Below are 22,585 nucleotides of genomic sequence, written 5' to 3'. Positions count from 1 at the left end.
GCCTGAATTAGAATATGTCATTTATAAGGCAGAGAACGATACGGGAGAAGGAGTAGAAATGAAGGTAGAACTGGAAAATGTAAAACCTATGGATATAGAGAAAAGGAGCTTTGAAATCATCACAGAGGAGCTTGGTGACACCCCGCTTATCCCGGGAACAGAGCTGGTGGTAAAGCGCTGCATCCATACAAGTGCCGATTTTGATTACGCCAGGAATCTTTGCTTTTCCGAAAATGCAGTGGAAAAAGCAATCCGGGCTATTAAAGAGGGTGCCTGTATTGTAACTGACACCCAGATGGCAAAAGCGGGGATTAACAAGCGGGCTCTTGCCAGATATGGGGGTGAGGTTTACTGCTTTATGTCGGATGAGGACGTAGCAAAAATTGCCAGGGAAAATGGTTCCACCAGAGCCACCGCAAGCATGGATAAGGCCGCCTGTCTGAATAAAAAGCTGATCTTTGCCATTGGAAATGCACCTACGGCTCTTGTGCGGCTGTACGAGCTGATCGAGGATGGAAAACTGGATCCGGAACTGATCATTGGCGTGCCTGTAGGCTTTGTGAATGTGGTACAGTCCAAGGAGCTGATCATGCACACTAATGTGCCCTATATTGTAGCCCGGGGGCGCAAGGGCGGTTCTAATATAGCAGCATGTATCTGCAATGCGCTGCTGTATATGATTGATAATAACCGGGGGTAAAACATAGCGTATACTTTGTTTTGTGTAAATGGACAAGGTATACGCTGTTTTTTATATTTACGTGAGCAACCAGTTAAAGTTCATGCCTTCATGAGACCTTAGCGACTGTCTTGCTGCTAATCTGAGATCACAGATTTTAGTAGTTCACAGGCTGGTACGAAATCCTGTACTGGCATGGAGGAACAGGACATAAGCACCGTTACCTCCTTTTCCGTTTCTTTTATAATCTGTACATGCAGGCTTTTTTTTAGCGCCTGTTTTTTTAATTCTTCTCCATTTTTTTCATAAGGCAGGGTAAGTGCCAGACTGGTGCCTGCAGCTCCAACCTGGATCTGGCACTTAGGGCCAAACACCTGGCGGACTGCGCTGCGGAGCTGCTTTAATTTAGAGGAATAAAGCCGTTTCAGCCTCCTGGTCTGAGCTGCAAGGTGCCCATCCCGGATAAACTGGCAGAGTGCGATCTGCTCCGCCTTGGAAGCCGTCTGGTTGTAAAAAACCGCCTTCCTATTATAAGCTTCCAGAAGCTCTGGTGGCAGGATCATAAAGCTGATACGGATAGAAGGCAGCAGCAATCTGGAAAAAGAACCGATATAAACTACGCCCTGCCCACCGGAAAGTCCGAAAAGAGACGGGGTAGGTTTCTGGAAATAAACAAACTCGTTTTCGAAATCGTCTTCGATCACCAGGTGATGACGCTCATCTGCATATTTCAAAAGCTCCAGGCGGCGCTTCACAGGCATGATCTCACCCCATTTTGTCATGTGGGCAGGGGAAACATAGACCACGTCGCAGTCTTTATCACGGTAATGGATGTCATATCCATAATCCCTAAAAACAGTGCTTCCATGAACAAAAGAAGGGGTAGGGAAGGATACCTGGCGAAAATCAGGATACACTTCATGAATAAGGGGACAGAGAATCTGCAGCAGGCTCTGGAAACTGGCGCCGACTACAATATCATCCGGGGAGCAGAGGATGTTTCGGCGTTCCCGGATATAATCTGCCAGGATTTCCCGGAAATCTGCCTCTCCCTGAGGCTCTCCGTAAGTGAGCATTCGTTTGTTCTGGCGGAGGGCACTTTTCATATAACGGCTCCATAGATCGAAGCGAAAGCTTTCTTTGTCCACGCCGGAGGAAGCCAGGTCATAGCGGTAGTGTGTTTCATTGTGTTTGCCGGGCTGACTGCTTTGGTGTTGATGGGAAGCAATTTCGGTGACATAGTAGCCGCTCTGGGCTTTTGCCATAATGTAGCCATCCGCTGCCAGCTGGAGATAAGCGGTCTCAATGGTGGTCCGGGAAAGCTTCAGCTCCTGGGAGCACTTCCGAAGAGAGGGCATTTTGCTGCCAGGTGCCATTTTTCCATCCAGGATCAGCTTTTTGTAATATTCGTAAACCTCCATGTAAAGATGTGTGGTGCGGTTCTGATTCTTTGTAATGTCTAACATAAAACTGTCCCCTCTAAAAAACTTGAATTTGGATATTTCTGTACATACACTTAGGTGTTATTCTACAGTATAAACGAAAAATTTACAAGTGGAGTGATATATTTGAAAAAGATAGCGGTAATTCAGGATCTGTCCGGACTTGGGAAATGTTCCCTGACAGCAGCAATCCCGGTGATTTCGGTGATGGGCGTGCAGGCGGTGCCTTTGCCCACAGCTGTGCTCAGCAATCAGACTGGATATCCTTCCTATTACTGTGACGATTATACAGAGCACATGGAACAGATCATGGAGGAATGGGAGAAGCGGAGCTTTTCACCAGATGGGATTTATACCGGATTTCTGGCAGATGAGGAGCAGGCGGATAAGATCCTTGATTTTCTCAGAAGATTCCGGCAGGAGAAGACCATGGTGCTGGTGGATCCGGTTATGGGAGATAATGGCAGTGCTTACGGAATATACACAGAAGGCTTGCGGGAAAAGATGATACAGCTGGTAAGAAGTGCCCAGGTGATCACACCCAATCTGACAGAAGCATTGCTTCTTTTATATGGGAAAGAAGAGATGGAAAAACGATACGCCAGGTTCCTGGAACTGGCTGGTGAGAAACGGCTAGCGCAGATTGGAAAGACCGGGGAACAGCTTGCAAATGAATATGGTTTACAGGCTGCTGTGATCACAGGTGTGGAAAATGACGCGTGTGTGGGAAATCTTGTTGTAGAGAATCATAATTCTTTCTGGAGATTTGCGAAAAAAATCGGCGGCAGTTATTCTGGAACGGGAGATCTGTTTGCTTCTGTACTAAGTGCTGGTCTGGTGAAGGGCATGTCTATGACAACTTGCGTTGAGATGGCAGTGAAATTTCTATCAAAGGCAATTGAAGAAACGGTTAAGGAAGGTACAGACCGAAATGATGGTGTCTGTTTTGAAAAATATTTAGGAGAGCTTTTATAGAGGAGCGTGTGAATAATGGCTGATATTGTTTATTGCTATAATGATGAGGTATATTTTAATCTGACAAATAAATGTCCCTGCAGCTGCACTTTCTGTATCCGCAACAATGGAGATTCTGTAGGTGGTGCAAAGACCTTATGGTTTGAGAAAGAACCTGCCATGGAAGAGATTTATAAGGCCATTGATGGATTTGACTTTTCCGGTTATAAGGAGGCAGTCTTCTGCGGCTATGGTGAGCCTACCATGGCGCTGGATAAACTGATCGCAGTCAGTGAATATATGAGAAGCAAATATCCGGCACATTTAGACCGAAACGGAAACCCTTGTCCGGGAATCAAGCTTCGTCTGAATACCAATGGCCTTGGAGACCTGATCAATAAGCGCTCCATTGCCAGGGAGGTCTGTCAGGCAGTAGATATTGTTTCTATCAGTCTGAACATGCCAGATGCCAAATCCTATAACGAAGTCGTACGCCCAGCCTACGGCGAAAAAGCTTTTGACGCCATGCTGAAATTTGCGCAGGATTGCGGGCAGTATACGGATAATGTGAAATTTACGGTCGTAGACTGTATTGGCAAAGAGAATGTTGAGAAAAGCCGCAAATTGGCAGAGAAGCTTGGTATTCCCTTGAGAGTGCGTGAATATACAGCAGAATAAAAGCGGGAGAATAGTGGTGTCTTTCATTTTTGCGAACAACGGGCTAGAGCATGTTTATATGAGAGCTTAAAGCTTTTGAGAACAGGCTGCAGTCTTGTTACGCATTTATAAGCTTCAGCAAAATCTCCCGGAACTGTGGCACGCAAGCCAGGATATCTGAGTTTGCCAGATATGGCAGCTCCTTATTTTCCCAGTCTGTGATGGTGCCGCCTGCTTCCCTCAAAATAACGCTGGCCCCACTGTAATCCCAGGGCTTCAGATTCTGTTCCAGATAAGCATGCTGCCTTCCGCATGCCACGTAGCAGATATCCAGCGCAGCAGAACCGGTACGTCTGAAATCTGCACAGTTCATAAAGATATTATAAAACACCGGGAACAATTCCTTTGCCCTGTTTTTTTCATAAGGAGAAGAACCAAAGGACACTACCGCGTCTTTGAATCCCGGCTGGTCAGAAACCTGGATAGAAGCCCCGTTCAGGTAAGCACCTTCCCCCTTTGCCCCATAGAACAGTTCCTCAGTAAATGGATTATAAACCACCCCGAAAGTAATCTCCCCATTTTCATAAAGTCCAAGGGAAACGGCACTCAGGTGATAATCCCGGATTAAATTGGTAGTTCCGTCGATGGGATCCAGGATCCAGTAAGATTTTGCAGGATCCAGCCCCAGGTTTTCTTTTTCCTCAGCAATCAGTGCGATATCTGGAAATTTCTTTCCAAGCACTTCTTTCAGATAGTTCTGTACAGCCACATCCACATTGGTTACATAGTCGGCAGCCCCTTTTTCTGTAACCTTTTCGTGAGTCATTTCCTGAAAGATCAATGGCTTTGCCTGCTTGACAAGGTCAATGATCTTAGACTGATTTTCTTTATACATATAAAAGTAACACCTCCAAGGTATAATTTACCATAAATGAACAGGAAGGACAAGGCTTTGAAAATGCGAAAATAGTAAGAGATAACACGAAAGGTTGCTGTTCACTCCGTGATCAGCAACACGCTCTAAGGCATGCGAAAAAAATTGGGTTGTAAAAATTAATTTTTACCTTATAATTACAGTGTGAAAATAAAATTATGGAGGTAAGAGAATGGGCAATCTCACCAAGAAAGCAATTCTTGTGGTAAGCTTTGGAACCAGCCATGAGGACACCAGAAAAGTGACCATTGACGCAATTGAAGAGACCATTGGAGCCGCTTTTCCCCAGTACAGGATCTATCGTGCCTGGACCAGCAAGATGATCCTGGCAAAAATTGAAAAACGGGATCATATTCATTATGATAACGTGAAAGAAGCCATGGAGCGTATGGCACAGGACGGAATCAAGGAGGTGACCGTTCAGCCAACTCACGTAATGAATGGAGTGGAGAACGATCTTATGAAAGCAGATGTTCTTGCAGCTGCTGATCACTTCCAGTCTGTGAAATTCGGTAATCCGCTGCTTACAACAGAAGAAGACAATGCATATGTGGTAAAAGCAATTGCAGATGTATTTTCTGTAATTCAGGATAAGAAAACAGCACTTGTGCTTATGGGACATGGAACAGAGCATTATGCAAATACGGTTTATGCTGCTCTTGATTACAGATTTAAAGACATGGGATATGAAAATGTGATCGTGGCAACTGTAGAGGGCTATCCAGAAATTGACCAGGCATTGAACCAGCTGGAGAAAAGCGGCGCCAGGAAGGTTGTGCTCGCACCGTTTATGATCGTGGCAGGTGACCATGCCAGGAATGATATGGCAGGGGAGGAAGCAGATTCCTGGAAAAATGTGATCGGAGCGAAAGGCTATAAAGTTGAAACCGTTCTGAAGGGGCTTGGCGAATACGAAAGCATCCGGAGTCTGTTTGTAGAGCATGTAAAAACCGCCAGATAATTGCCCCCAATTTGTAAATTGGCAAATAATGTTGTTGTTTTTAAAGAAGAGATATGCTAGACTGTTGAAGTAATTGAATACCAGTTAAGTGAACGGCGATTTCGCTGTGAGAGGGAATCAGGTGTAAAGCCTGAACGGTTGCGGCCACTGTATGCAGGAAGGCTGGCTTATGAAAACCATTGCGCATATGCGTGAGAAGGGAAGCCATGCTGTTACTACCTGCGAGCCAGGAAAACTGCTTAACAAAGGGAAGAAGAGGAGCTTCCGTAAAAAGTGCCTTTTAAGTCACTGGCAGCAGTGACGCTTTTTGAAGCCCCATCTTTTCGGTTACGAAAACAAACGAAAAGAGAGGAAAAGAAATGAAAAACAAAGTTTTAACCACAAGAATCCTGGCTGTGATGATGGCAGCTGCTATGACTATGTCTGCATCACCAGCAGTGTATGCAGCAGAGCGTGCAGATTCTGAGACAATCAAAGAGGATAACCAGCCCGCAGAAGAGACCGCAGATGCTTCCAGTGAAGAGACTGCTTCTGAGGGCGAGACCAGAACTGAGTATCCTTTAACTATCACCACCTATGATTATGATGGAAACGAAATCGAAACCACCTATGAAAAAGCACCGGAAAAGGTTATCGCTGTATACCAGGGCAGCATTGAGACAATGCTGGCACTTGGACTTGAGGACCGCCTTGTTGCAACTGCAGGCCTTGATAATGAAGTTCCGGATGATCTGAAAGAAGCATTTTCTAAAACCAATTATCTTGATGAATTTACCCCATCCCTTGAAACTGTAACCATGCTGGAGCCAGATATGATCCTTTCCTGGAGTTCCCTGTTTTCTGATAAGAACCTTGGAAATGTAACCAACTGGATCGACAAAGGTTGCAATACTTACTATAACTCCAACACCCGTCCAGGTGGTGAGAGAACACTGGAAAATGAATATACCGATATCCTGAATCTTGGTAAGATCTTTGATGTACAGGATAAAGCAGAAGCAATTGTTGACGATATCAAAGCTGTTATTGACAACACACTTGAGGCAACAAAAGACGTAGAAGAGAAACCTACTGTAATGGTTCTTGAGCCACTTGGTGAGGACATTACAAACTACGGCGCAAGCAGCCTCGGCGGAGATATGGTAACCAAGTTAGGAGCAACTCTTGCAAATCCTGATGCCTCTACCGTTGGAAAAGAGGACATCATTGCTGCAAACCCGGATGTGATCTTTGTGGTATACATGCCATATGCAGGTGACGATCCACAGAGTGTTCTGGAAAGCCAGATGGCTGTGATCCAGGATGATGAGGCCCTCCAGAGCCTTGACGCAGTAAAGAATGGCCGTGTATATCCGATCATGCTCAGCGAAATGTACGCAAGTGCAACCCGTACCCAGGACGGAGTGGAGACATTTGCAAAAGGATTATATCCTGACGTTGCAATTGACTAATTTTTGCTTTGGAACGGATACTTAAATGTTGAGGAAAAAACAGTGAAAAAAGAGAAAATTTTTCGTTCATCTATTTATGCAACAGCCCTTGTGGGACTTGCCGCATTTCTGATTTTTTCCATACTGGCAGCTGTTACATTTGGAAATGCAGATCTGTCATTAAAGGATGTATACAGCGTGATCCTGTACAAAATATTCCACATAAAAAGTATGGCCTCCTACTCTGAGGGGGCCATTCATGATGTTGTATGGCTGATCCGGCTTCCAAGGGTTCTTCTGGCACTGGCGGTAGGCATGGCTCTTTCTGTGTGTGGCGTGGTTATGCAGGCAATTGTGCAGAATCCTTTGGCAGATCCTTATGTACTTGGAATTTCTTCTGGTGCTTCTTTTGGGGCAACCCTGGCGATCATGCTTGGAATCAGCAGCTTCCTTAGAGGAAACTCTGTAGGGCTTTGCGCATTTGTAGGAGCCATGGTCACATCCTTTGCGGTCATTGCAATTGCCAATATGGGAGGTAAAGCAACATCGGCAAAGCTGATTCTTGCAGGAATGGCAATCAGCGCAGTCTGTTCTGCTTTTTCCAATTTTGTGATTTACATAACAAATGATAAAAATGGTGCCACAGAGGTTATGAAGTGGACCATGGGAAGTCTTGCAGGAGCCAACTGGTCAAGAGTAAGTGTGATGCTTCCTGTGACGCTGGTGTGTGTAGTGCTTTTCTGGACACAATACAGGAATTTGAATCTGATGCTACTTGGAGATGAAGTATCTATTACCCTGGGAACAGATCTGCACAGCTTTCGGACTGCATACCTGATTCTTTCTTCGGTGATGGTAGGCTTTGCCGTATATTGTGCCGGAGTGATCGGCTTTGTGGGCCTGGTGATCCCACATGTAGTGAGAATCCTGTTTGGAACAGACCACAGCCGCCTGATTCCGCTTAGCGCCCTGCTTGGCAGTTCCTTTCTGATTTGGTGTGATGTGGCGTGCCGTGTGATCCTGAAAAATTCAGAAATGCCCATCGGTGTTTTGGTTTCTATTATCGGAGCTCCTTGCTTTATCTATTTGCTGATTCGCAAATCTTATGGCTTCGGAGGGAAAAAGGGATGAAAATAACCACAGAAGATATCCGGGTAAATTTTCAGGCAAAGGAAATACTTAAGGGAATTTCCATTGAAACCAGGGATAAGGAACTGGTGGGGATTATTGGACCTAACGGAAGTGGAAAGTCCACTTTGCTGAAGTGTATTTACCGTGTATTAAAGGCGGATTCCGGAGCCGTATATCTAGATGGGGAAGAGCTTTATTCCATGAATGCAAAAAGCTCCGCAAGGAAAATGGCGGTGGTAGCCCAGCACAATTATTATAACTTTGATTTCAGCGTAAGAGAAGTGGTTTTGATGGGACGTGCGCCTCATAAGAAAACTTTGGAAAGAGACAATGCAGATGACTACCGGATCGTAGAGAAAGCGCTGAAAACTGTTCAGATGGACAAATTTGCAGACCGCAGCTTTTCCACTTTATCAGGAGGTGAGCAGCAGCGCGTGATTCTTGCAAGAGCCCTTGCACAGCAGACGCCTGCCCTGCTCCTGGATGAGCCTACCAATCATCTTGACATCACCCATCAGATCATGCTGATGAAACTGGTAAAGAATCTGGACGTTACCGTGATTTCTGCAATCCATGATCTGAATATTGCAGCCGCATACTGTGACCGGATCTATGTTTTAAAAGACGGTGTTCTGGAGGGGGAGGGAACCCCTAAGGAGGTTTTGACACCGGAGCTGATCTGGCGGATCTATAAGGTAGAATCAGAAGTTGTCTATGACAGTCAGGGGAAAATGCATATTTTGTTTTTGTAAAATAAACAGGCACAAGAGTTAAAAGGTGAGAAAAATGACAAAGATTGGAACTTTGACCTGTCTTCATTCCAATGATGTCTGTGCCAGGGTGGGATGTCTGAAGGCTTTTATGGAACGGGAGGCTTTTTTTAAGGAATATTCCCAGGATACCTCTCTGGAAGCCATGATGACATGCAATGGATGTAAAAGCATGAATCCTGCAGAACCAGATGAGGACAAAGGAATTCTGGAAAAAATTGACAGGCTGATTAGTGAAAACATAAAGGTTATGCATGTTGGTGTATGTCGTCTGATCGACGGCAAAAATGAGTGCCCAAGAATAACCCGTATCTGTGAAATGCTGGAAGACAGAGGCATTCAGGTAGTTAGGGGCACCCATAGAGAATGAAAACATAAGAAGAATATAAGAAAACTTCCAGACGGATACGTCGGGGATGGATTACTGCAGATGCCTGATTTCTGTATATCGCAAAGCAATTACTGACTGCAGAATGCCTAGGAACCCATAATCGAACCGCCTGGAAGTTTTTTATTGTTGTTTTATTGACAATCTTTCTGCAAATTAGTAAAATTAGCGGTGGCGGAAAAGGAATAGAAGCAGAAAACACCAAAGCAAAATGTTTTTTAAGGAGAATTACATAAGATGAGTATTTCCATGATTGGAATCGACCATAGTATGGCTCCGGTAGATATACGGGCCTTATTTGCATTTACCAGAAAAAATGCAGGGGAGGCAATGGAGAAAATAAAAGAGCAGCCTGGAATAAATGGCTGCATTATCCTGTCTACATGCAACCGCCTGGAAGTCTGGGCAAGTGTGGAGGAGGAAGCAGAGCTTTCTTTATATGAAGAGCTTTGCAAATTAAAAAAGATACAGAACAGTGAATATGAGAAATATTTTATAAAACGGGAAGGCCACGATGCTGTGGAGCATTTGTTCTATCTGGCTTCCGGGCTGAAATCCCAGATCCTGGGGGAAGACCAGATCCTGACGCAGGTAAAGGATGCCCTTGGAATAGCCAGAGAGCATTTTACCACAGATGGCGCACTTGAGGTGCTTTTCCGAATGGCTGTGACAGCCGGCAAGAAGATCAAAACAGAAGTGCCATTTTCCCATGGAAATCCTTCTGTGATCCATCAGGCCATACAAATGCTGGAAAAGCAGGGCTACTCCGTGAAGGATAAGGTCTGTATGGTAATCGGAAACGGTGAGATGGGAAAGGTGGCAGCACAGACTCTGATGGAGACTGGTGCTGATGTGACGGTAACGGTCCGCCAGTACCGAAGTGGTATGGTAAGCATCCCTTTTGGATGCAAAAGGATCAATTATGGGGAACGAATGGAGTATCTGCCAAAGTGTGATCTGGTAGTAAGCGCCACGGCAAGTCCTAATTTTACCTTGCGTGAGGAGCTTTTTGAAGAACTGGAGCTGGAGAAATCCATTGTGCTTATTGATCTGGCGGTTCCAAGAGATATTGAACCGGAAGTAGGCAGATTTGAGGGTGTTACCTTATACGATATGGACAGCTTCAAAACAGATGAAAAGCCAGCTGAGCTGCAGGAAAACTTAGAAGCAGCAGGAAGAATCGTCCGGGAACAGATGGATGAATTTTTCAAATGGTTAGAGGGTAAGGATCTGATCCCGCGTATACAGGAAATCAAAGAAAGCGCAGTCAATGATTTTAATCTACGCATTATAAAGCCACTGAAAAACGCCAACATGGAAGATGGGGAAAAAGAGCAGCTGATGAAGGCTGTGGACAGGGCAATGGAGAAGGTTGTAAACAAAATGCTGTTTGGATTAAGGGATAGCATGAACGAACAGGCATTTCTGGAATGTGTAGCAGGACTGGAGAAAACATATGAAAAATAAGCGTTATTTTCCACTGTATGTGGATTTATCGGATAAGAACATCGTGGTAATAGGTGGGGGAACTATTGCCACAAGAAGAGTGAAAGCATTATTATTATTTACCAGGAATATTACAGTGATTGCACCAAAGATGACCGCGGATCTCTGGGAACTGGGCAAGCTGGGCAGGATCCAGATCCAGCCCCGCCCAGTGAAAAAATCGGATTTTTCCATGGCTTATATGGTGCTGGCTGTTACCAATAATAGAGAGTTAAATGAAGAGATTTACCGGATCTGTAAAGAAGAGGGAATTTACGTAAACGTTGCTAGTGATAAGAATTTATGCGACTTTTACTTTCCCGGAATCTGCCTGAAAGACGACATTGTAGTTGGAATTACAGCCAGCGGTGTCAATCACAGGAAAGCAAAAGCCGTCAGGGAAAAAATGCAGGCGCTTCTGGAAGAACTGGAAAAAGATGAGGATAGTTATGAATAAAAAAGTTGTGATCGGAAGCCGGGAAAGTAAGCTTGCCGTACTGCAAAGCCAGATGGTGAGGGACTACATTGTCTGTCATCACCCGGAAATGGATGTGGAGATTCTCACCATGAAAACCACAGGGGATAAAATTCTGGACCGTACTCTGGATAAGATTGGCGGAAAAGGCCTGTTTGTAAAGGAACTGGACCGGGCTCTTCTGGAAGGAAGAAGCCAGCTGTCTGTCCACAGCCTGAAGGATATGCCAATGGAAATTCCAGAAGAACTTCCCATACTTGCCTTTTCAGGGCGGGAAGACGTAAGGGATGTGCTGGTTCTTCCAAGAGGCTGTGACATTTTGGACAGGGCAAAGCCTATTGGCTGTTCCAGCCTTCGGAGAAAGCTGCAGCTGAAAGAAATTTTTCCAGACATGAAGGTGAAAAGCATTCGTGGAAATCTCCAGACAAGACTGGAAAAGCTGGATAACGGTGAGTATTCGGCGCTGGTTCTTGCTGCCGCAGGCCTGAAACGTCTGGGACTGGAAAAACGGATCAGCCGGTATTTTGGCATAGAGGAAATGGTTCCGGCAGCAGGACAGGGAATCCTGGCTGTCCAGGGGGTTAGAGGCCTGGAATATGATTTCCTGAATGGATATGACGATCCGGCGGCACATCAGGCTGCTGCCGCAGAGAGAGCTTTTGTAAAATATCTGAATGGCGGATGCACTTCGCCTGTAGCGGCCTATGGAGAAATCCGGGATGGTCAGCTGAAGCTTACCGGCCTTTATTATGAGGAAGAAACCGGTCATTATCTGAAGGGCTGTAAAACCGGAAGTCCTTCCCAGGCAGAGAAACTTGGAGTTTTCCTTGCAAAAGAGCTGCAGGAACGTTGTAAGGTGGAGTATAAGGAATCCAATTTACAGGAAGAGAACAAAAAAGAGATGGGAAAAGTCTGGCTGGTAGGAGCTGGCCCTGGAGATGTGGGACTTTTTACCATGAAGGGTGCCCAGGTGCTGGACGAGGCAGATGTGGTGGTTTATGACAGTCTGGTAGGGCAGGGGATCCTGACCCGCATCCCTGCTTCTGCGAAACTGATCAATGTGGGAAAACGAGCAGGACACCACACCATGTCCCAGGAGATGATCAACCAGGTGCTTGTAGATGAAGCCAAAAAAGGCAGCCGGGTAGTGCGCCTGAAAGGCGGCGATCCCTTCCTCTTTGGAAGAGGGGGCGAGGAACTGGAGCTTCTTGCGAAAGAAGGCGTTCCTTATGAGGTGGTACCTGGTGTGACTTCTCCAATTTCCGTACCTGCTTACAATGGAATTCCTGTGACACACAGAGACTTCTGTTCGTCTGTCCATGTGATCACCGGACATAAGCGCAAGGGAATGGAGTACGACATTGATTTTTCAGCACTGGTACATACAAAGGGAACTCTTGTTTTCCTTATGGGAATCACGGCAATGGAGGATATCTGCAATGGGCTTATGAAGGCTGGCATGGAGCCGGATATGCCTGCAGCTGTTTTGTCAAAGGGAACTACCGCAGGACAGAAACGGGTGGTGGCAACGGTTAGTACCTTAAAGGCTGCATCTGACCAGGCAATGATCCAGACTCCGGCTATTATTGTGGTAGGAAAGGTCTGCACTCTGGCAGATGATTTTGCGTGGTACGAAAAGCTGCCCCTTGCAGGGTGGAAAATTCTGGTCACCAGACCAAAGGAAAATATTTCCAGAACAGCAGCCCTTCTTCGGGAAAAAGGAGCAGAGGTGCTGGAGCTTCCATCAATCTGCATCACCCCTTTGGAAGAACAGAGCAGGCTTTATCAGGCGTTCTCAGAGATCCGCAGTTATGACTGGCTGGTATTTACCAGTCCGGCAGGAGTGGAGGTTTTCTTCAGACAGATGGCAAAAAAGAAGATTGATCTGCGTTCTCTTGGAAATGCAAAGATTGCGGTGATCGGAGAAGGCACCAGAAAGAAGCTTCTGGACAAAGGAATCTATCCGGATTTTATGCCTTCTGTTTATGATGGAGATACTCTTGGAAAAGAGCTGGGCGGCCTTTTAGATGGAACAGAGAAGATCCTCATTCCAAGAGCTTCCCTGGGAAATAAAAAGCTGACAGAAGAACTGGAAAAATCAGGTGCACAGGTGGACGACGTTCCAACCTATGAAACTGAGTATGTAAGCTGTCCGCTGATCAATGAGAAAAAAGAATTTGAAGAGGGCGCCATTGATTTGGCTGTATTTACCAGTGCTTCCACAGTCAAAGGGTTTGTAGAGAGCACCAAAGGACTTGATTATTCCAAGGTTCGTGCTGCATGTATCGGAAAACAGACCCGCGCAGCGGCGGATTCTTATGGAATGAAAACATATATGTCAGAAAAAGCAACCATCGACAGTCTGATCGAACTGGTTGAGACACTGAAGAGGAGTGAAGAAAATGGAACTGATTAAGAGACCAAGAAGATTAAGAGGTGGGGAAACCTTGCGAAAAATGGTGAGAGAGACCAGAATGGACAAGTCTTCTCTTATCTATCCACTGTTTGTAATGGAGGGAAATGGAATCCAGGAAGAAATTCCTTCCATGGAGGGCCAGTACCGTTACAGCCTGGACCGCCTTCCCTATAAGCTGGAACAGCTGGAAAAAGCGGGGGTAAGCAGCATTATGCTTTTTGGAATCCCGGATCACAAGGATGAAGTTGGAAGCGGTGCTTACGCCCAGGATGGAATTGTACAGAAAGCACTCCGGGAAGCCAAGAGCCGGTTCCCGGAAATGTATTATGTGACAGATGTGTGCATGTGCGAATATACTTCCCACGGTCACTGCGGTGTTCTCTGTGGCCATGACGTAGACAATGACAAAACACTGGAGCTTCTGGCGAAGACAGCTTTGTCCCATGCGCAGGCTGGTTCGGATATGATTGCGCCTTCTGATATGATGGACGGCCGTGTGGCTGCCATCCGTAAGGAGCTGGATATGGGTGACTATACCAATGTTCCGATCATGTCTTATGCAGTGAAATATGCTTCCGCATTCTATGGTCCGTTCCGTGATGCTGCCGGAAGTGCACCTGCTTTTGGAGACCGCAAGAGCTATCAGATGGATTTCCACAACAGAAGAGAGGGTATGAAAGAAGCTCTTATGGACATTGAGGAAGGGGCTGATATTATTATGGTGAAGCCAGCTATGTCCTACCTTGATATGGTATCTGAGATTTCCAGGGCGGTGAATGTTCCGGTTGCAGCCTATAGTGTAAGCGGTGAGTACGCCATGGTGAAAGCAGCTGCAAAGATGGGCTGGATCGATGAAGAGAGGATCATTGGAGAGATGGCAGTAGGAGCTTACCGTGCCGGTGCCCAAATCTATATCACATATTTTGCAGAAGAAATCGCAAAAATGATGGATGAAGGGAGAATTGGATAATGACAAAGTCTGAGAAGCTTTTTGAAAGAGCAGTAAAAAGGATCCCTGGGGGCGTAAACAGCCCGGTGCGTGCCTATGGTGCCATTGGGGAGGCTCCGCGGTTTATTGACAGAGCGGATGGCTGCTATATTTATGATGTAGATGGCAACCGTTATATTGATTACATTGATTCCTGGGGTCCAATGATCCTGGGACATAATTTCCCAGCGATCCGGGAAAGTGTTCTGAAGGCCTGTGAAAAGGGTCTGAGCTTTGGCTGTGCTACAGAGATTGAAGTAGAGATGGCAGAGTTTATCTGTGACAGGATCCCTCATGTGGATATGATCCGTATGGTGAATTCCGGAACAGAGGCTGTTATGAGCGCAATCCGTGTGGCAAGAGGCTATACTGGGAAAAATAAGATCATCAAATTCGCTGGCTGTTATCATGGACACAGCGATGCCATGCTGGTAAGCGCAGGCTCCGGCGTTATGACAAGTGGTGTGCCGGACAGCGCAGGTGTGCCAAAGGGCTGTACAGAGGACACCATGCTGGCTGTTTACAATGATCCTGGCAGTGTGGAGAATCTTTTGGTGCAGGCTGATGGACAGGTGGCAGCGGTGATCGTGGAAGCAGTTGGAGCCAACATGGGCGTAGTTCCGCCAAGTGAGGGATTTCTTCAGGAACTTCGTTCACTTTGCGACAAATATCATGCCCTTCTTATCTTTGATGAGGTAATTACGGGATTCAGACTTGCCTTTGGCGGTGCTGCCCAGTATTTTGGCGTAACCCCAGACCTTGTTACTTATGGAAAGATCATTGGAGCAGGAATGCCGGTTGGCGCATACGGCGGAAGAAAGGATGTGATGGAGCTGGTTGCACCGGCAGGAAAGGTTTATCAGGCGGGTACTTTGAGTGGAAACCCGGTGGCTATGGCAGCCGGCCTTACCCAGCTGAAGTATCTGTATGATCATCCGGAAGTCTATACAGAACTGGAAAAAAAAGGAGAGCTTCTTTACGGTGGAATGGAAAAGATCGTAAAAGAAAAAGGTCTGGAGTATCAGATGAACCATGTAGGCTCTCTTGGAAGCCTGTTCTTTACAAAGCAGCCTGTTGTAGATTATGTTTCTGCTAAATCTTCGGATACAGCGGCTTTTGCGGAATATTTCAAAAAGATGCTGAACATGGGAATCCATATGGCTCCCTCCCAGTTTGAAGCCATGTTCCTGTCTGCAGCCCATACAGATGAAATTATTATGGAAACTCTGAATGCAGTAAAGCTTGTTCTTTGAAATTGTGTGTGGTATAATTTAGACACAATTACATAAAAGAAACCAGAATACGAGTTACTGTAATAAAATGCGGCTGTAACAAATGAACCGCGGCAGAGGATTTACTGTTATAGAGGATGCAGTAATATTCAGAGCTGCACAGTGACCCGATGCGCTGTAAAAAGATCGGAAGAACAGCGTGAATGCACGGTTTCCAGAAAGAGACTGTAGGAGGCTAGACAAATGGGTAAGAAATATGTGGCTTATGTAGGAACCTATACTCACGGAACCAGTAAAGGAATCCAGGTTTATGACGTGAACCTGGAAGAGGGTACTCTCACAGAAAGAAGTGAAGTGGAAGTAAGTAATGCGTCCTATACCGCAGTATCCAAGAATGGTAAGTATCTTTACTCTATTGAGGACGAAGGTGTTGCGGTATTCAAGCGTGATCATAATGGTGATCTGGCGCGTATTAACAGCGTCGATATTGATGGCATGAGAGGTTGTTTCCTTGCAACAGACGTAGATGGCAAATATCTCTACGTAGCAGGATATCATGATGGAAAGGTAACCGTTGTACACACCCACAAGGATGGACGTCTGGGAAGCGTTATGGATGGTGTTTTCCACACTGGTCTTGGAAGTGTTGCAGAGCGTAATTTCCGTCCGCATGTAAACTGTGTACGTCCTACACCGGATAACAAATATCTCTGTGCAGTAGATAATGGAATTGACCAGATCAAGGTTTACCGTATTAATAAGCGCACAGATAAGCTGGAACTGGTTGATATTGTACGCTGCCAAAGAGAGAGCGGTCCCCGTATTATCCGCTTTAGTGCCGATGGACGGTTTGCATATGTGCTGTTTGAATTGAGCAATGAGATTAAGGTCTACAGCTATGATGGAAGTGGAGATGTTCCAGAGTTTGAACTGCTTCAGAGTATTTCCACCCTTGCGAAGAAAGAGGACGGAGGCGTATCTCACAATGCTGCTTCCGGACTTGCACTTGCACCAGATGGCAAGCATCTGTTCTGCACCACAGCCGGTGAGAACACATTGGGCATGTTTGAAGTGGATTCTGAGACAGGACTTCTGGAACGCAAGTTTGTCCTTCCAGTGAGCGGTGACTATCCGAAAGACCTTGTAATTTTCCCGGATAACCAGCACATTGCAGTTGCCAACCACTCCAGCAACAGCATTACCACCTTTAAGGTTGATTATGAGAAGAACATCATTATGATGAAAGGCAAGCCGCGTAAGATCGAGACTCCGAACTGTATCAACATCTGGCCGGTACCGGATGGGGAGGATATTGAGGATTTAGAGGCCTGATTACAGAAAATCAGAGGCGTATCCAGAGTGAATTATATAAAGTAAGAACTGAGGTGGTTTTCCACGATATATGCTTGTGGAAAATCACTTTTTTGTGCTTTTTTCGAGAAAAAGATTGACACATTTTTGGGGTGTGCTATATTCATAACGCAAAAATCTGAATTTAGTTGATTCAAGTAAATCATGAAAATGATTTTTAAAAGGGAAACAGGTGAAAATCCTGTGCAATGCCGTTGCTGTAAGGGCGAATGCCCGGCAAATATGTCACTGAGAAATTGGGAAGACTGCCGGGGATAATGATACCTGAGCCAGAAGACCTGCTTGATTCAAAGGCGTTTTTCAGACTACGGGTCATAGTTTGGGTAAGATGGATGTTGTAATCAAAGCATTCGGAGATGCTGCAACTATGCAGCAGGCTTTCGAGAGCGGCGAGATCGATATGGCATTTACTGTTACACCAGAGACTGCTGGAATCCTTGAGGGTGAAGGATATACCACAAAGACTTTTGATGCAGGTTATTAGAAAACGGGAAGAAATCAGAATTTGGAGATTTCTTCCCGCTTTTTATGAACAGAATGTACTGTTATAAATAAAAGTCTTTTACATAATCCATACGCGCACTCATGTTGGAGAACATGGCGTCTACTAGGGTGATGGCAGCCATGGATTCTACCACAACAACGGCGCGGGGGACGATTACGGGATCGTGGCGGCCTTTGATCTCGATGGAAATATTTTCGCCGGTGGTAGTGACAGTCTGCTGAGGCTGGGCGATGGAAGGGGTTGGCTTAATATGGGCGCGGAGGAGAATTTCACCGCCATCGCTGATACCGCCTAAGATACCGCCGGAGTGGTTGGTAGTTTTTACAATTCTGCCATTTTCCATGTGAAAGCCGTCATTGTCTTCAGAGCCCTTCATGGTGGAAACTTTTACACCGTCACCGATCTCCACTGCTTTTACAGCTCCGATGGACATAAGAGCCTGAGCAAAAGAGGCATCCAGTTTGCCAAAAACCGGATCTCCGATTCCGGCAGGAACGCCATTTATGCGGCACTCAATAACGCCGCCTGCGCTGTCCTCCGCTTTCATACACTGTTCCAGGTACTGGGCAGCTTTTTCAGCAGCAACCATATCTGGCATATAGAAGGAGTTTTCCTTTATCATTTCCGGATGGTAGCTGTGGCAGGAGATGGGGCCAATGGAACTGGTGTAAGCCTGCAGGGTAATGCCAAGCTCTTTCAGGATCTTGGAAGCAATAGCGCCTGCGGCAACTCTGCCAATGGTCTCGCGCCCGGAGGAACGTCCGCCGCCTCTGTAGTCACGGAAGCCATATTTGCTGTCAAATCCGAAGTCCGCATGTCCTGGACGATAGGTCTTGGCAATATTGCCATAATCCCGGGAACGCTGATCCTTATTTCTTACGATCAGGGAAATGGGAGTACCGGTAGTCTGTCCCTCAAATACACCGGAGAGGATTTCTACCTCATCACCTTCTTTGCGGGCTGTGGTGTAGCGGCTTTGACCGGGCTTCCTTCTGTCCAGATAAGCCTGTATATCTGCTTCTGTAAGGAAAAGTCCGGCGGGAACGCCATCCACAACGGCTCCCAGTGCTTTGCCATGGGACTCTCCCCAGGTAGTAACCGTAAATTTTTTTCCAAATGTTGACTGACTCATAGGCGTAAAATCCTTTCTGCTTCTGCTTTATCAAAGTAAAGTGCGAATATAACTTTAAAGACATTATAGCGAAATGCAAAAAATTTGTAAACCGAATCTATTAGAATTGACAAAATTTCCTGTAGAAATTATAATTAAGTGTATATTTTTTTTGAGGATAAAAGCCCCTGTCTGGCAAAAAGAGGACAGCTGGCTTTTATATAGAAGCAAGCGAGTGGAAGGAGTGCAGTTTGTGGTAAGGATTTTTAAGACGATAGAGGGCGCAATCCATGAGATCCAGGAGCCACAGGAGGATTGCTGGATCGCTATGACCAATCCCACTGCAACGGAGATCTTCGAAATGTCCGAAAGGTTCGGAATCGAGGTAGATGATCTTCGTGCTCCTCTGGATGAGGAAGAGCGTTCCCGTATTGAAGTGGAAGATAATTATACACTGATCCTGGTAGATGTTCCTATGATCGAGGAACGTAATGACAAGGACTGGTATGGTACTATCCCTCTTGGTATTATTGTTACCAAGAAGCTGATTTTTACCGTATGTCTGGAAGATACCCAGGTGCTCACCAGATTTATGGAGGGAAGGGTACGGAATTTTTTTACCTATATGAAGACCAGGTTTATCCTTCAGATCCTGTACCGCAATGCGACTATGTATCTGCATTATCTGCGTATTATAGATAAGAAGAGTGAGCTGGTGGAGGAGAAGCTTCACATGTCTACCCGTAACCAGGAACTGATGGAGCTTCTGGAGCTGGAGAAATCACTGGTCTATTTTACCACGTCCCTTCGGTCTAATGAGGTAGTGCTGGAGAAGCTTCTGAAGGTGGAGAGCATTAAGCAGTACCCGGAGGATACGGATCTTCTGGAAGATGTTATCATAGAGAATAAGCAGGCAATTGAGATGGCGAACATATACAGTGGTATCTTAAGCAGCATGATGGGGACTTTTGCGTCGGTTATTTCCAATAATCTGAACGTGGTCATGAAGGTTTTGTCCGTCATCACCATTGTAATGAGTATTCCGACGATTGTATTCAGTGCCTATGGAATGAACCTGAATCCTGCGGGAATGCCTTTCTCTGCTGATAAATGGGGATTTTTAGTGGTGATTCTGCTGTCTATACTGGTAAGTATTGTGGCGGCTGTGATTCTGTCCAAGAAGAAATTTTTCTAATGGAAAATGTCTGTTTAAAGGCATTACAATAAAAGAAGAAAAGAGGATCATATGAAATTTATTGATAAGCTGGAACGAAAATTTGGAAGATTTGGTATTCCCAATCTTACGGTTTACATTATCGTATGCTATGTGATCGGTTACGCACTGATGATCGTGAACCCAGGCATGCTGAACTGGCTCAGCCTGGAACCTGCTTATATTCTGCGGGGACAGGTATGGAGACTGGTGACCTGGGTATTGTATCCGCCGAGCACTTCTGGTGTACTGTGGTTTGCAATTGCAGTTTTGTTCTTCTATTATCCAATCGGAACATCACTGGAAAGAACCATTGGAACTTTTAAATATATGTTATACATTCTTTCTGGTATCGTATTTACAATTATAGGTGCATTTATCCTGTATTTCCTTCTTGGAGGAAATGTCCTGGTAGGAAGCGTATTTTCTACCTACTATATCAGTTTGTCAACCTTCCTTGCATATGCACTTTGTTATCCGGATATGCAGGTTCTGCTTATGTTTATCATTCCGGTGAAGATGAAATGGATGGCAATTTTCTATGTAGTGATCGTTGTATATGAAATGATCCAGTACATTATGGCAGGCGCATGGTATCTGGTGATCCCGATTGTGGCTTCACTGTTGAATTTCATTATTTTTTATTTTGGAACAAAGGATTTCAGCCGGTATAACCCGAAGGAGGTCCACCGAAGAAATGAATTCCGCAGAGCAATGGAGCCCCAGGGACGTATGAAATCAGGTGGAGGTGCTGTAACCAAGCATAAATGCGCGATTTGTGGACGCACTGAGCTTGATGATCCCAATCTGGAGTTTCGTTTCTGTTCCAGATGTAATGGAAATTATGAGTATTGCCAGGACCATCTTTTTACGCATACACATGTGAAATAGAAGCTTCATGGTTACTGCTCACAGGTATCGTTACATGGTTGCCGTATGTAATATGGATGGTGACCATCTAATCAATTAAAAACAGAGGGATAGACTGCTTATGAAGAGAACAAAAATTATCTGTACTCTGGGACCGGCCTCCAGTAAGAAAAGTGTTTTAAAATCTATGATACGTGCCGGAATGGATATTGCCCGTTTTAATTTTTCACATGGTTCTCATGAGGAGCACAGGGGAAGAGTGGATCTGATCAAGAATCTTAGGGAAGAACTGAATATTCCGGTTGCCATGCTTCTTGATACCAAGGGACCGGAAATCCGTACCAAGCTTTTGAAGGATCATAAGAAGGTTACACTGGAAGCTGGCAGTGAGTTTACACTTACCACTGGTGATATAGAAGGCGATGAGACCAGAGTGGCCATTACCTATGAGAATCTTTATAAAGATGTAAAAAAAGGCGGTAAAATTCTGATTGACGATGGTCTGATCGAGCTTGAGATCGAGAACATCAAGAATGGAGATATTGTCTGCCGTGTCTTAAACGGCGGCGAGCTTGGAGAGCGCAAAGGAATTAATGTTCCTTATGTGAAGGTGAAGCTTCCGGGAATCACTGAGCAGGACAAGGATGATATCTTGTTTGGAATTACACAGGAATTTGACTATATTGCAGCTTCTTTTGTCCGGGATGCAAAGGCGATCAAAGAGATCCGCCAGCTTCTGGATGAAAACGGCGGTCAGGATATTGGCATTATCGCCAAGATCGAGAATGCAGAGGGTGTTGAAAATATTGACGAGATCATCAGGGCAGCAGATGGCATTATGGTGGCCAGAGGTGATCTTGGTGTAGAAATTCCTCCAAGCGAGGTTCCCTATATCCAGAAGATGATCATCCGCAAGTGCAACGAGAACTATGTTCCGGTTATCACGGCTACCCAGATGCTGGATTCCATGATCCGTAATCCACGTCCTACAAGAGCAGAGGTGGCAGACGTTGCCAATGCTATTTACGACGGTACAGATGCCATCATGCTTTCCGGTGAGACAGCAGCTGGTAAGTATCCGTTGGAAGCCCTGAAGATGATGGTGGAGATTGCAGAGACTACAGAGCCGCATCTGAACTATGAGGATTACACCCATAACCGCAACATGTGTGGTGAAAGTAAGGTATCCAGTGCTGTAGGACTGGCAGCTGTACAGACAGCAAGAGATTTAAAGGTGAAGGCCATTGTGACTCCTACCTTTGGAGGAAGAACAGCCAGACTGATCTCAAATTTCCGTCCGGAGGTTCCTATCTATGCAGTTACCCCAAATGATACCATCCTGCACAGACTGCAGCTTGTATGGGGCGTTACGCCGCTGAAGGGATACGAGAAGGATTCCACAGAGTATATTATTTCCCAGGCCATGAGCGTTGTCCGCAGAAAGCGGCTGGCGAAGAAAGGGGATCTGATCGTATTTACGGTTGGAGATCCGGCTACCAATATGACCCGGGAAGGTGCTGTAACCAATATGCTTCATGTGATTGAAGCCAAATAAAAAGTTGTTTTGAGGAGA

Annotated in this window: 21 protein-coding genes, 1 pseudogene and 2 riboswitches; of the genes and pseudogenes, 19 read left to right on the top strand and 3 right to left on the bottom strand. The window is 45.6% G+C overall.

Features of this window, described 5'->3' with window-relative positions:
• The first annotated feature begins 58 nt into the window (after positions 1-58).
• Positions 59-700, top strand: a complete 642-nt coding sequence (locus LIQ05_RS09180; protein ID WP_226820116.1) for a precorrin-8X methylmutase — start codon at positions 59-61, stop codon at positions 698-700.
• Positions 701-816: 116 nt separating this feature from the next.
• Here the strand turns inward: LIQ05_RS09180 and LIQ05_RS09175 are convergent, their stop codons facing one another.
• Complete coding sequence (locus LIQ05_RS09175) at positions 817-2,145, bottom strand: PLP-dependent aminotransferase family protein (RefSeq protein WP_226820114.1); 1,329 nt, start codon at positions 2,143-2,145, stop codon at positions 817-819.
• Positions 2,146-2,238: 93 nt separating this feature from the next.
• Between LIQ05_RS09175 and LIQ05_RS09170 the strand changes: the two genes are divergently transcribed.
• Together LIQ05_RS09170 and LIQ05_RS09165 are read left to right on the top strand one after the other, a co-directional pair.
• Complete coding sequence (locus tag LIQ05_RS09170) at positions 2,239-3,096, top strand: pyridoxamine kinase (protein ID WP_318289515.1); 858 nt, start codon at positions 2,239-2,241, stop codon at positions 3,094-3,096.
• 15 nt (positions 3,097-3,111) lie between these two features.
• Positions 3,112-3,753 carry a TIGR04100 family radical SAM protein gene (locus LIQ05_RS09165; protein WP_226820110.1) on the top strand — a complete coding sequence of 214 codons (642 nt, stop codon included), beginning with the start codon at positions 3,112-3,114 and terminating at the stop codon, positions 3,751-3,753.
• Positions 3,754-3,850: 97 nt separating this feature from the next.
• Here the strand turns inward: LIQ05_RS09165 and LIQ05_RS09160 are convergent, their stop codons facing one another.
• Complete coding sequence (locus LIQ05_RS09160) at positions 3,851-4,627, bottom strand: inositol monophosphatase family protein (RefSeq protein WP_226820108.1); 777 nt, start codon at positions 4,625-4,627, stop codon at positions 3,851-3,853.
• 211 nt (positions 4,628-4,838) lie between these two features.
• Between LIQ05_RS09160 and LIQ05_RS09155 the strand changes: the two genes are divergently transcribed.
• The 13 genes and pseudogenes from LIQ05_RS09155 (at position 4,839) to LIQ05_RS09095 (ending at position 17,797) form a co-directional block, all read left to right on the top strand.
• Positions 4,839-5,627: a sirohydrochlorin cobaltochelatase gene (locus tag LIQ05_RS09155; RefSeq protein ID WP_226820106.1), complete on the top strand. Its 789-nt coding sequence runs from the start codon at positions 4,839-4,841 to the stop codon at positions 5,625-5,627.
• A gap of 69 nt (positions 5,628-5,696) precedes the next feature.
• A riboswitch (cobalamin riboswitch) is annotated at positions 5,697-5,885 on the top strand.
• 101 nt (positions 5,886-5,986) lie between these two features.
• Complete coding sequence (locus LIQ05_RS09150) at positions 5,987-7,078, top strand: ABC transporter substrate-binding protein (RefSeq protein ID WP_226820104.1); 1,092 nt, start codon at positions 5,987-5,989, stop codon at positions 7,076-7,078.
• A gap of 42 nt (positions 7,079-7,120) precedes the next feature.
• Positions 7,121-8,188, top strand: a complete 1,068-nt coding sequence (locus tag LIQ05_RS09145) for a FecCD family ABC transporter permease (protein ID WP_226820102.1) — start codon at positions 7,121-7,123, stop codon at positions 8,186-8,188.
• Complete coding sequence (locus tag LIQ05_RS09140; protein ID WP_226820100.1) at positions 8,185-8,940, top strand: ABC transporter ATP-binding protein; 756 nt, start codon at positions 8,185-8,187, stop codon at positions 8,938-8,940. The genes LIQ05_RS09145 and LIQ05_RS09140 overlap by 4 nt, the downstream gene beginning before the upstream one ends.
• A gap of 34 nt (positions 8,941-8,974) precedes the next feature.
• Positions 8,975-9,328: a CGGC domain-containing protein gene (locus LIQ05_RS09135; RefSeq protein WP_226820098.1), complete on the top strand. Its 354-nt coding sequence runs from the start codon at positions 8,975-8,977 to the stop codon at positions 9,326-9,328.
• A 255-nt stretch (positions 9,329-9,583) separates the two neighbouring features.
• Positions 9,584-10,813 carry a glutamyl-tRNA reductase gene (gene hemA / locus LIQ05_RS09130; RefSeq protein ID WP_226820096.1) on the top strand — a complete coding sequence of 410 codons (1,230 nt, stop codon included), beginning with the start codon at positions 9,584-9,586 and terminating at the stop codon, positions 10,811-10,813.
• Positions 10,803-11,288 (top strand): precorrin-2 dehydrogenase/sirohydrochlorin ferrochelatase family protein, encoded by a 486-nt coding sequence (locus tag LIQ05_RS09125; protein ID WP_226820094.1) that lies wholly within the window; start codon positions 10,803-10,805, stop codon positions 11,286-11,288. The genes hemA and LIQ05_RS09125 overlap by 11 nt, the downstream gene beginning before the upstream one ends.
• Positions 11,269-12,144, top strand: a pseudogene (gene hemC, locus LIQ05_RS20300) (hydroxymethylbilane synthase); the annotation flags it as partial. The gene LIQ05_RS09125 and the pseudogene hemC, both read left to right, overlap by 20 nt.
• Positions 12,145-12,207: 63 nt before the next feature.
• Positions 12,208-13,722 carry a uroporphyrinogen-III C-methyltransferase gene (gene cobA / locus LIQ05_RS20295; RefSeq protein WP_226820213.1) on the top strand — a complete coding sequence of 505 codons (1,515 nt, stop codon included), beginning with the start codon at positions 12,208-12,210 and terminating at the stop codon, positions 13,720-13,722.
• Positions 13,709-14,692 (top strand): porphobilinogen synthase, encoded by a 984-nt coding sequence (gene hemB, locus LIQ05_RS09110; RefSeq protein ID WP_226820092.1) that lies wholly within the window; start codon positions 13,709-13,711, stop codon positions 14,690-14,692. The genes cobA and hemB overlap by 14 nt, the downstream gene beginning before the upstream one ends.
• Entirely contained in the window at positions 14,692-15,963 is a 1,272-nt protein-coding gene (gene hemL / locus LIQ05_RS09105) for a glutamate-1-semialdehyde 2,1-aminomutase (protein ID WP_226820090.1), read from the top strand. Before hemB ends, hemL begins: the two co-directional genes overlap by 1 nt.
• 222 nt (positions 15,964-16,185) lie before the next feature.
• A complete protein-coding gene (locus LIQ05_RS09100) occupies positions 16,186-17,274 on the top strand; it encodes a lactonase family protein (protein WP_226820088.1) in 1,089 nt (362 codons plus the stop codon).
• 157 nt (positions 17,275-17,431) lie between these two features.
• Positions 17,432-17,614: riboswitch (cobalamin riboswitch) on the top strand.
• 18 nt (positions 17,615-17,632) lie between these two features.
• Complete coding sequence (locus tag LIQ05_RS09095) at positions 17,633-17,797, top strand: hypothetical protein (protein ID WP_226820086.1); 165 nt, start codon at positions 17,633-17,635, stop codon at positions 17,795-17,797.
• A 61-nt stretch (positions 17,798-17,858) separates the two neighbouring features.
• Here the strand turns inward: LIQ05_RS09095 and aroC are convergent, their stop codons facing one another.
• Entirely contained in the window at positions 17,859-18,950 is a 1,092-nt protein-coding gene (gene aroC, locus LIQ05_RS09090) for a chorismate synthase (protein ID WP_226820084.1), read from the bottom strand.
• A gap of 232 nt (positions 18,951-19,182) precedes the next feature.
• Between aroC and LIQ05_RS09085 the strand changes: the two genes are divergently transcribed.
• From LIQ05_RS09085 to pyk, 3 genes are all read left to right on the top strand, one after another.
• A complete protein-coding gene (locus LIQ05_RS09085; protein WP_226820082.1) occupies positions 19,183-20,124 on the top strand; it encodes a magnesium transporter CorA family protein in 942 nt (313 codons plus the stop codon).
• A 51-nt stretch (positions 20,125-20,175) separates the two neighbouring features.
• On the top strand, positions 20,176-21,033 hold the full coding sequence (locus LIQ05_RS09080; protein ID WP_226820080.1) for a hypothetical protein: 858 nt from the start codon (positions 20,176-20,178) through the stop codon (positions 21,031-21,033).
• Positions 21,034-21,133: 100 nt separating this feature from the next.
• The gene (gene pyk / locus LIQ05_RS09075) at positions 21,134-22,567 is read left to right on the top strand and encodes a pyruvate kinase (protein ID WP_226820078.1); all 1,434 of its coding nucleotides are present in this window, start codon (positions 21,134-21,136) and stop codon (positions 22,565-22,567) included.
• Positions 22,568-22,585 lie beyond the last annotated feature (18 nt).

Origin of the sequence: Blautia glucerasea (assembly GCF_020537505.1) — a bacterium.
Taxonomy (GTDB): domain Bacteria; phylum Bacillota; class Clostridia; order Lachnospirales; family Lachnospiraceae; genus Blautia_A.
Note: the sequence above shows the minus strand (reverse complement) of the source record. Positions and strands in the feature narration are given on the sequence as shown.

Coding starts and splice junctions, on each gene's coding strand:
- LIQ05_RS09180 (WP_226820116.1), top strand. CDS start 59: ATGAAGGTAGAACTGGAAAATGTAAAACCTATGGATATAGAGAAAAGG.
- LIQ05_RS09175 (WP_226820114.1), bottom strand. CDS start 2,145: ATGTTAGACATTACAAAGAATCAGAACCGCACCACACATCTTTACATG.
- LIQ05_RS09165 (WP_226820110.1), top strand. CDS start 3,112: ATGGCTGATATTGTTTATTGCTATAATGATGAGGTATATTTTAATCTG.
- LIQ05_RS09160 (WP_226820108.1), bottom strand. CDS start 4,627: ATGTATAAAGAAAATCAGTCTAAGATCATTGACCTTGTCAAGCAGGCA.
- LIQ05_RS09155 (WP_226820106.1), top strand. CDS start 4,839: ATGGGCAATCTCACCAAGAAAGCAATTCTTGTGGTAAGCTTTGGAACC.
- LIQ05_RS09150 (WP_226820104.1), top strand. CDS start 5,987: ATGAAAAACAAAGTTTTAACCACAAGAATCCTGGCTGTGATGATGGCA.
- LIQ05_RS09140 (WP_226820100.1), top strand. CDS start 8,185: ATGAAAATAACCACAGAAGATATCCGGGTAAATTTTCAGGCAAAGGAA.
- LIQ05_RS09135 (WP_226820098.1), top strand. CDS start 8,975: ATGACAAAGATTGGAACTTTGACCTGTCTTCATTCCAATGATGTCTGT.
- hemA (WP_226820096.1), top strand. CDS start 9,584: ATGAGTATTTCCATGATTGGAATCGACCATAGTATGGCTCCGGTAGAT.
- LIQ05_RS09125 (WP_226820094.1), top strand. CDS start 10,803: ATGAAAAATAAGCGTTATTTTCCACTGTATGTGGATTTATCGGATAAG.
- cobA (WP_226820213.1), top strand. CDS start 12,208: ATGGGAAAAGTCTGGCTGGTAGGAGCTGGCCCTGGAGATGTGGGACTT.
- hemB (WP_226820092.1), top strand. CDS start 13,709: ATGGAACTGATTAAGAGACCAAGAAGATTAAGAGGTGGGGAAACCTTG.
- hemL (WP_226820090.1), top strand. CDS start 14,692: ATGACAAAGTCTGAGAAGCTTTTTGAAAGAGCAGTAAAAAGGATCCCT.
- LIQ05_RS09100 (WP_226820088.1), top strand. CDS start 16,186: ATGGGTAAGAAATATGTGGCTTATGTAGGAACCTATACTCACGGAACC.
- aroC (WP_226820084.1), bottom strand. CDS start 18,950: ATGAGTCAGTCAACATTTGGAAAAAAATTTACGGTTACTACCTGGGGA.
- LIQ05_RS09080 (WP_226820080.1), top strand. CDS start 20,176: ATGAAATTTATTGATAAGCTGGAACGAAAATTTGGAAGATTTGGTATT.
- pyk (WP_226820078.1), top strand. CDS start 21,134: ATGAAGAGAACAAAAATTATCTGTACTCTGGGACCGGCCTCCAGTAAG.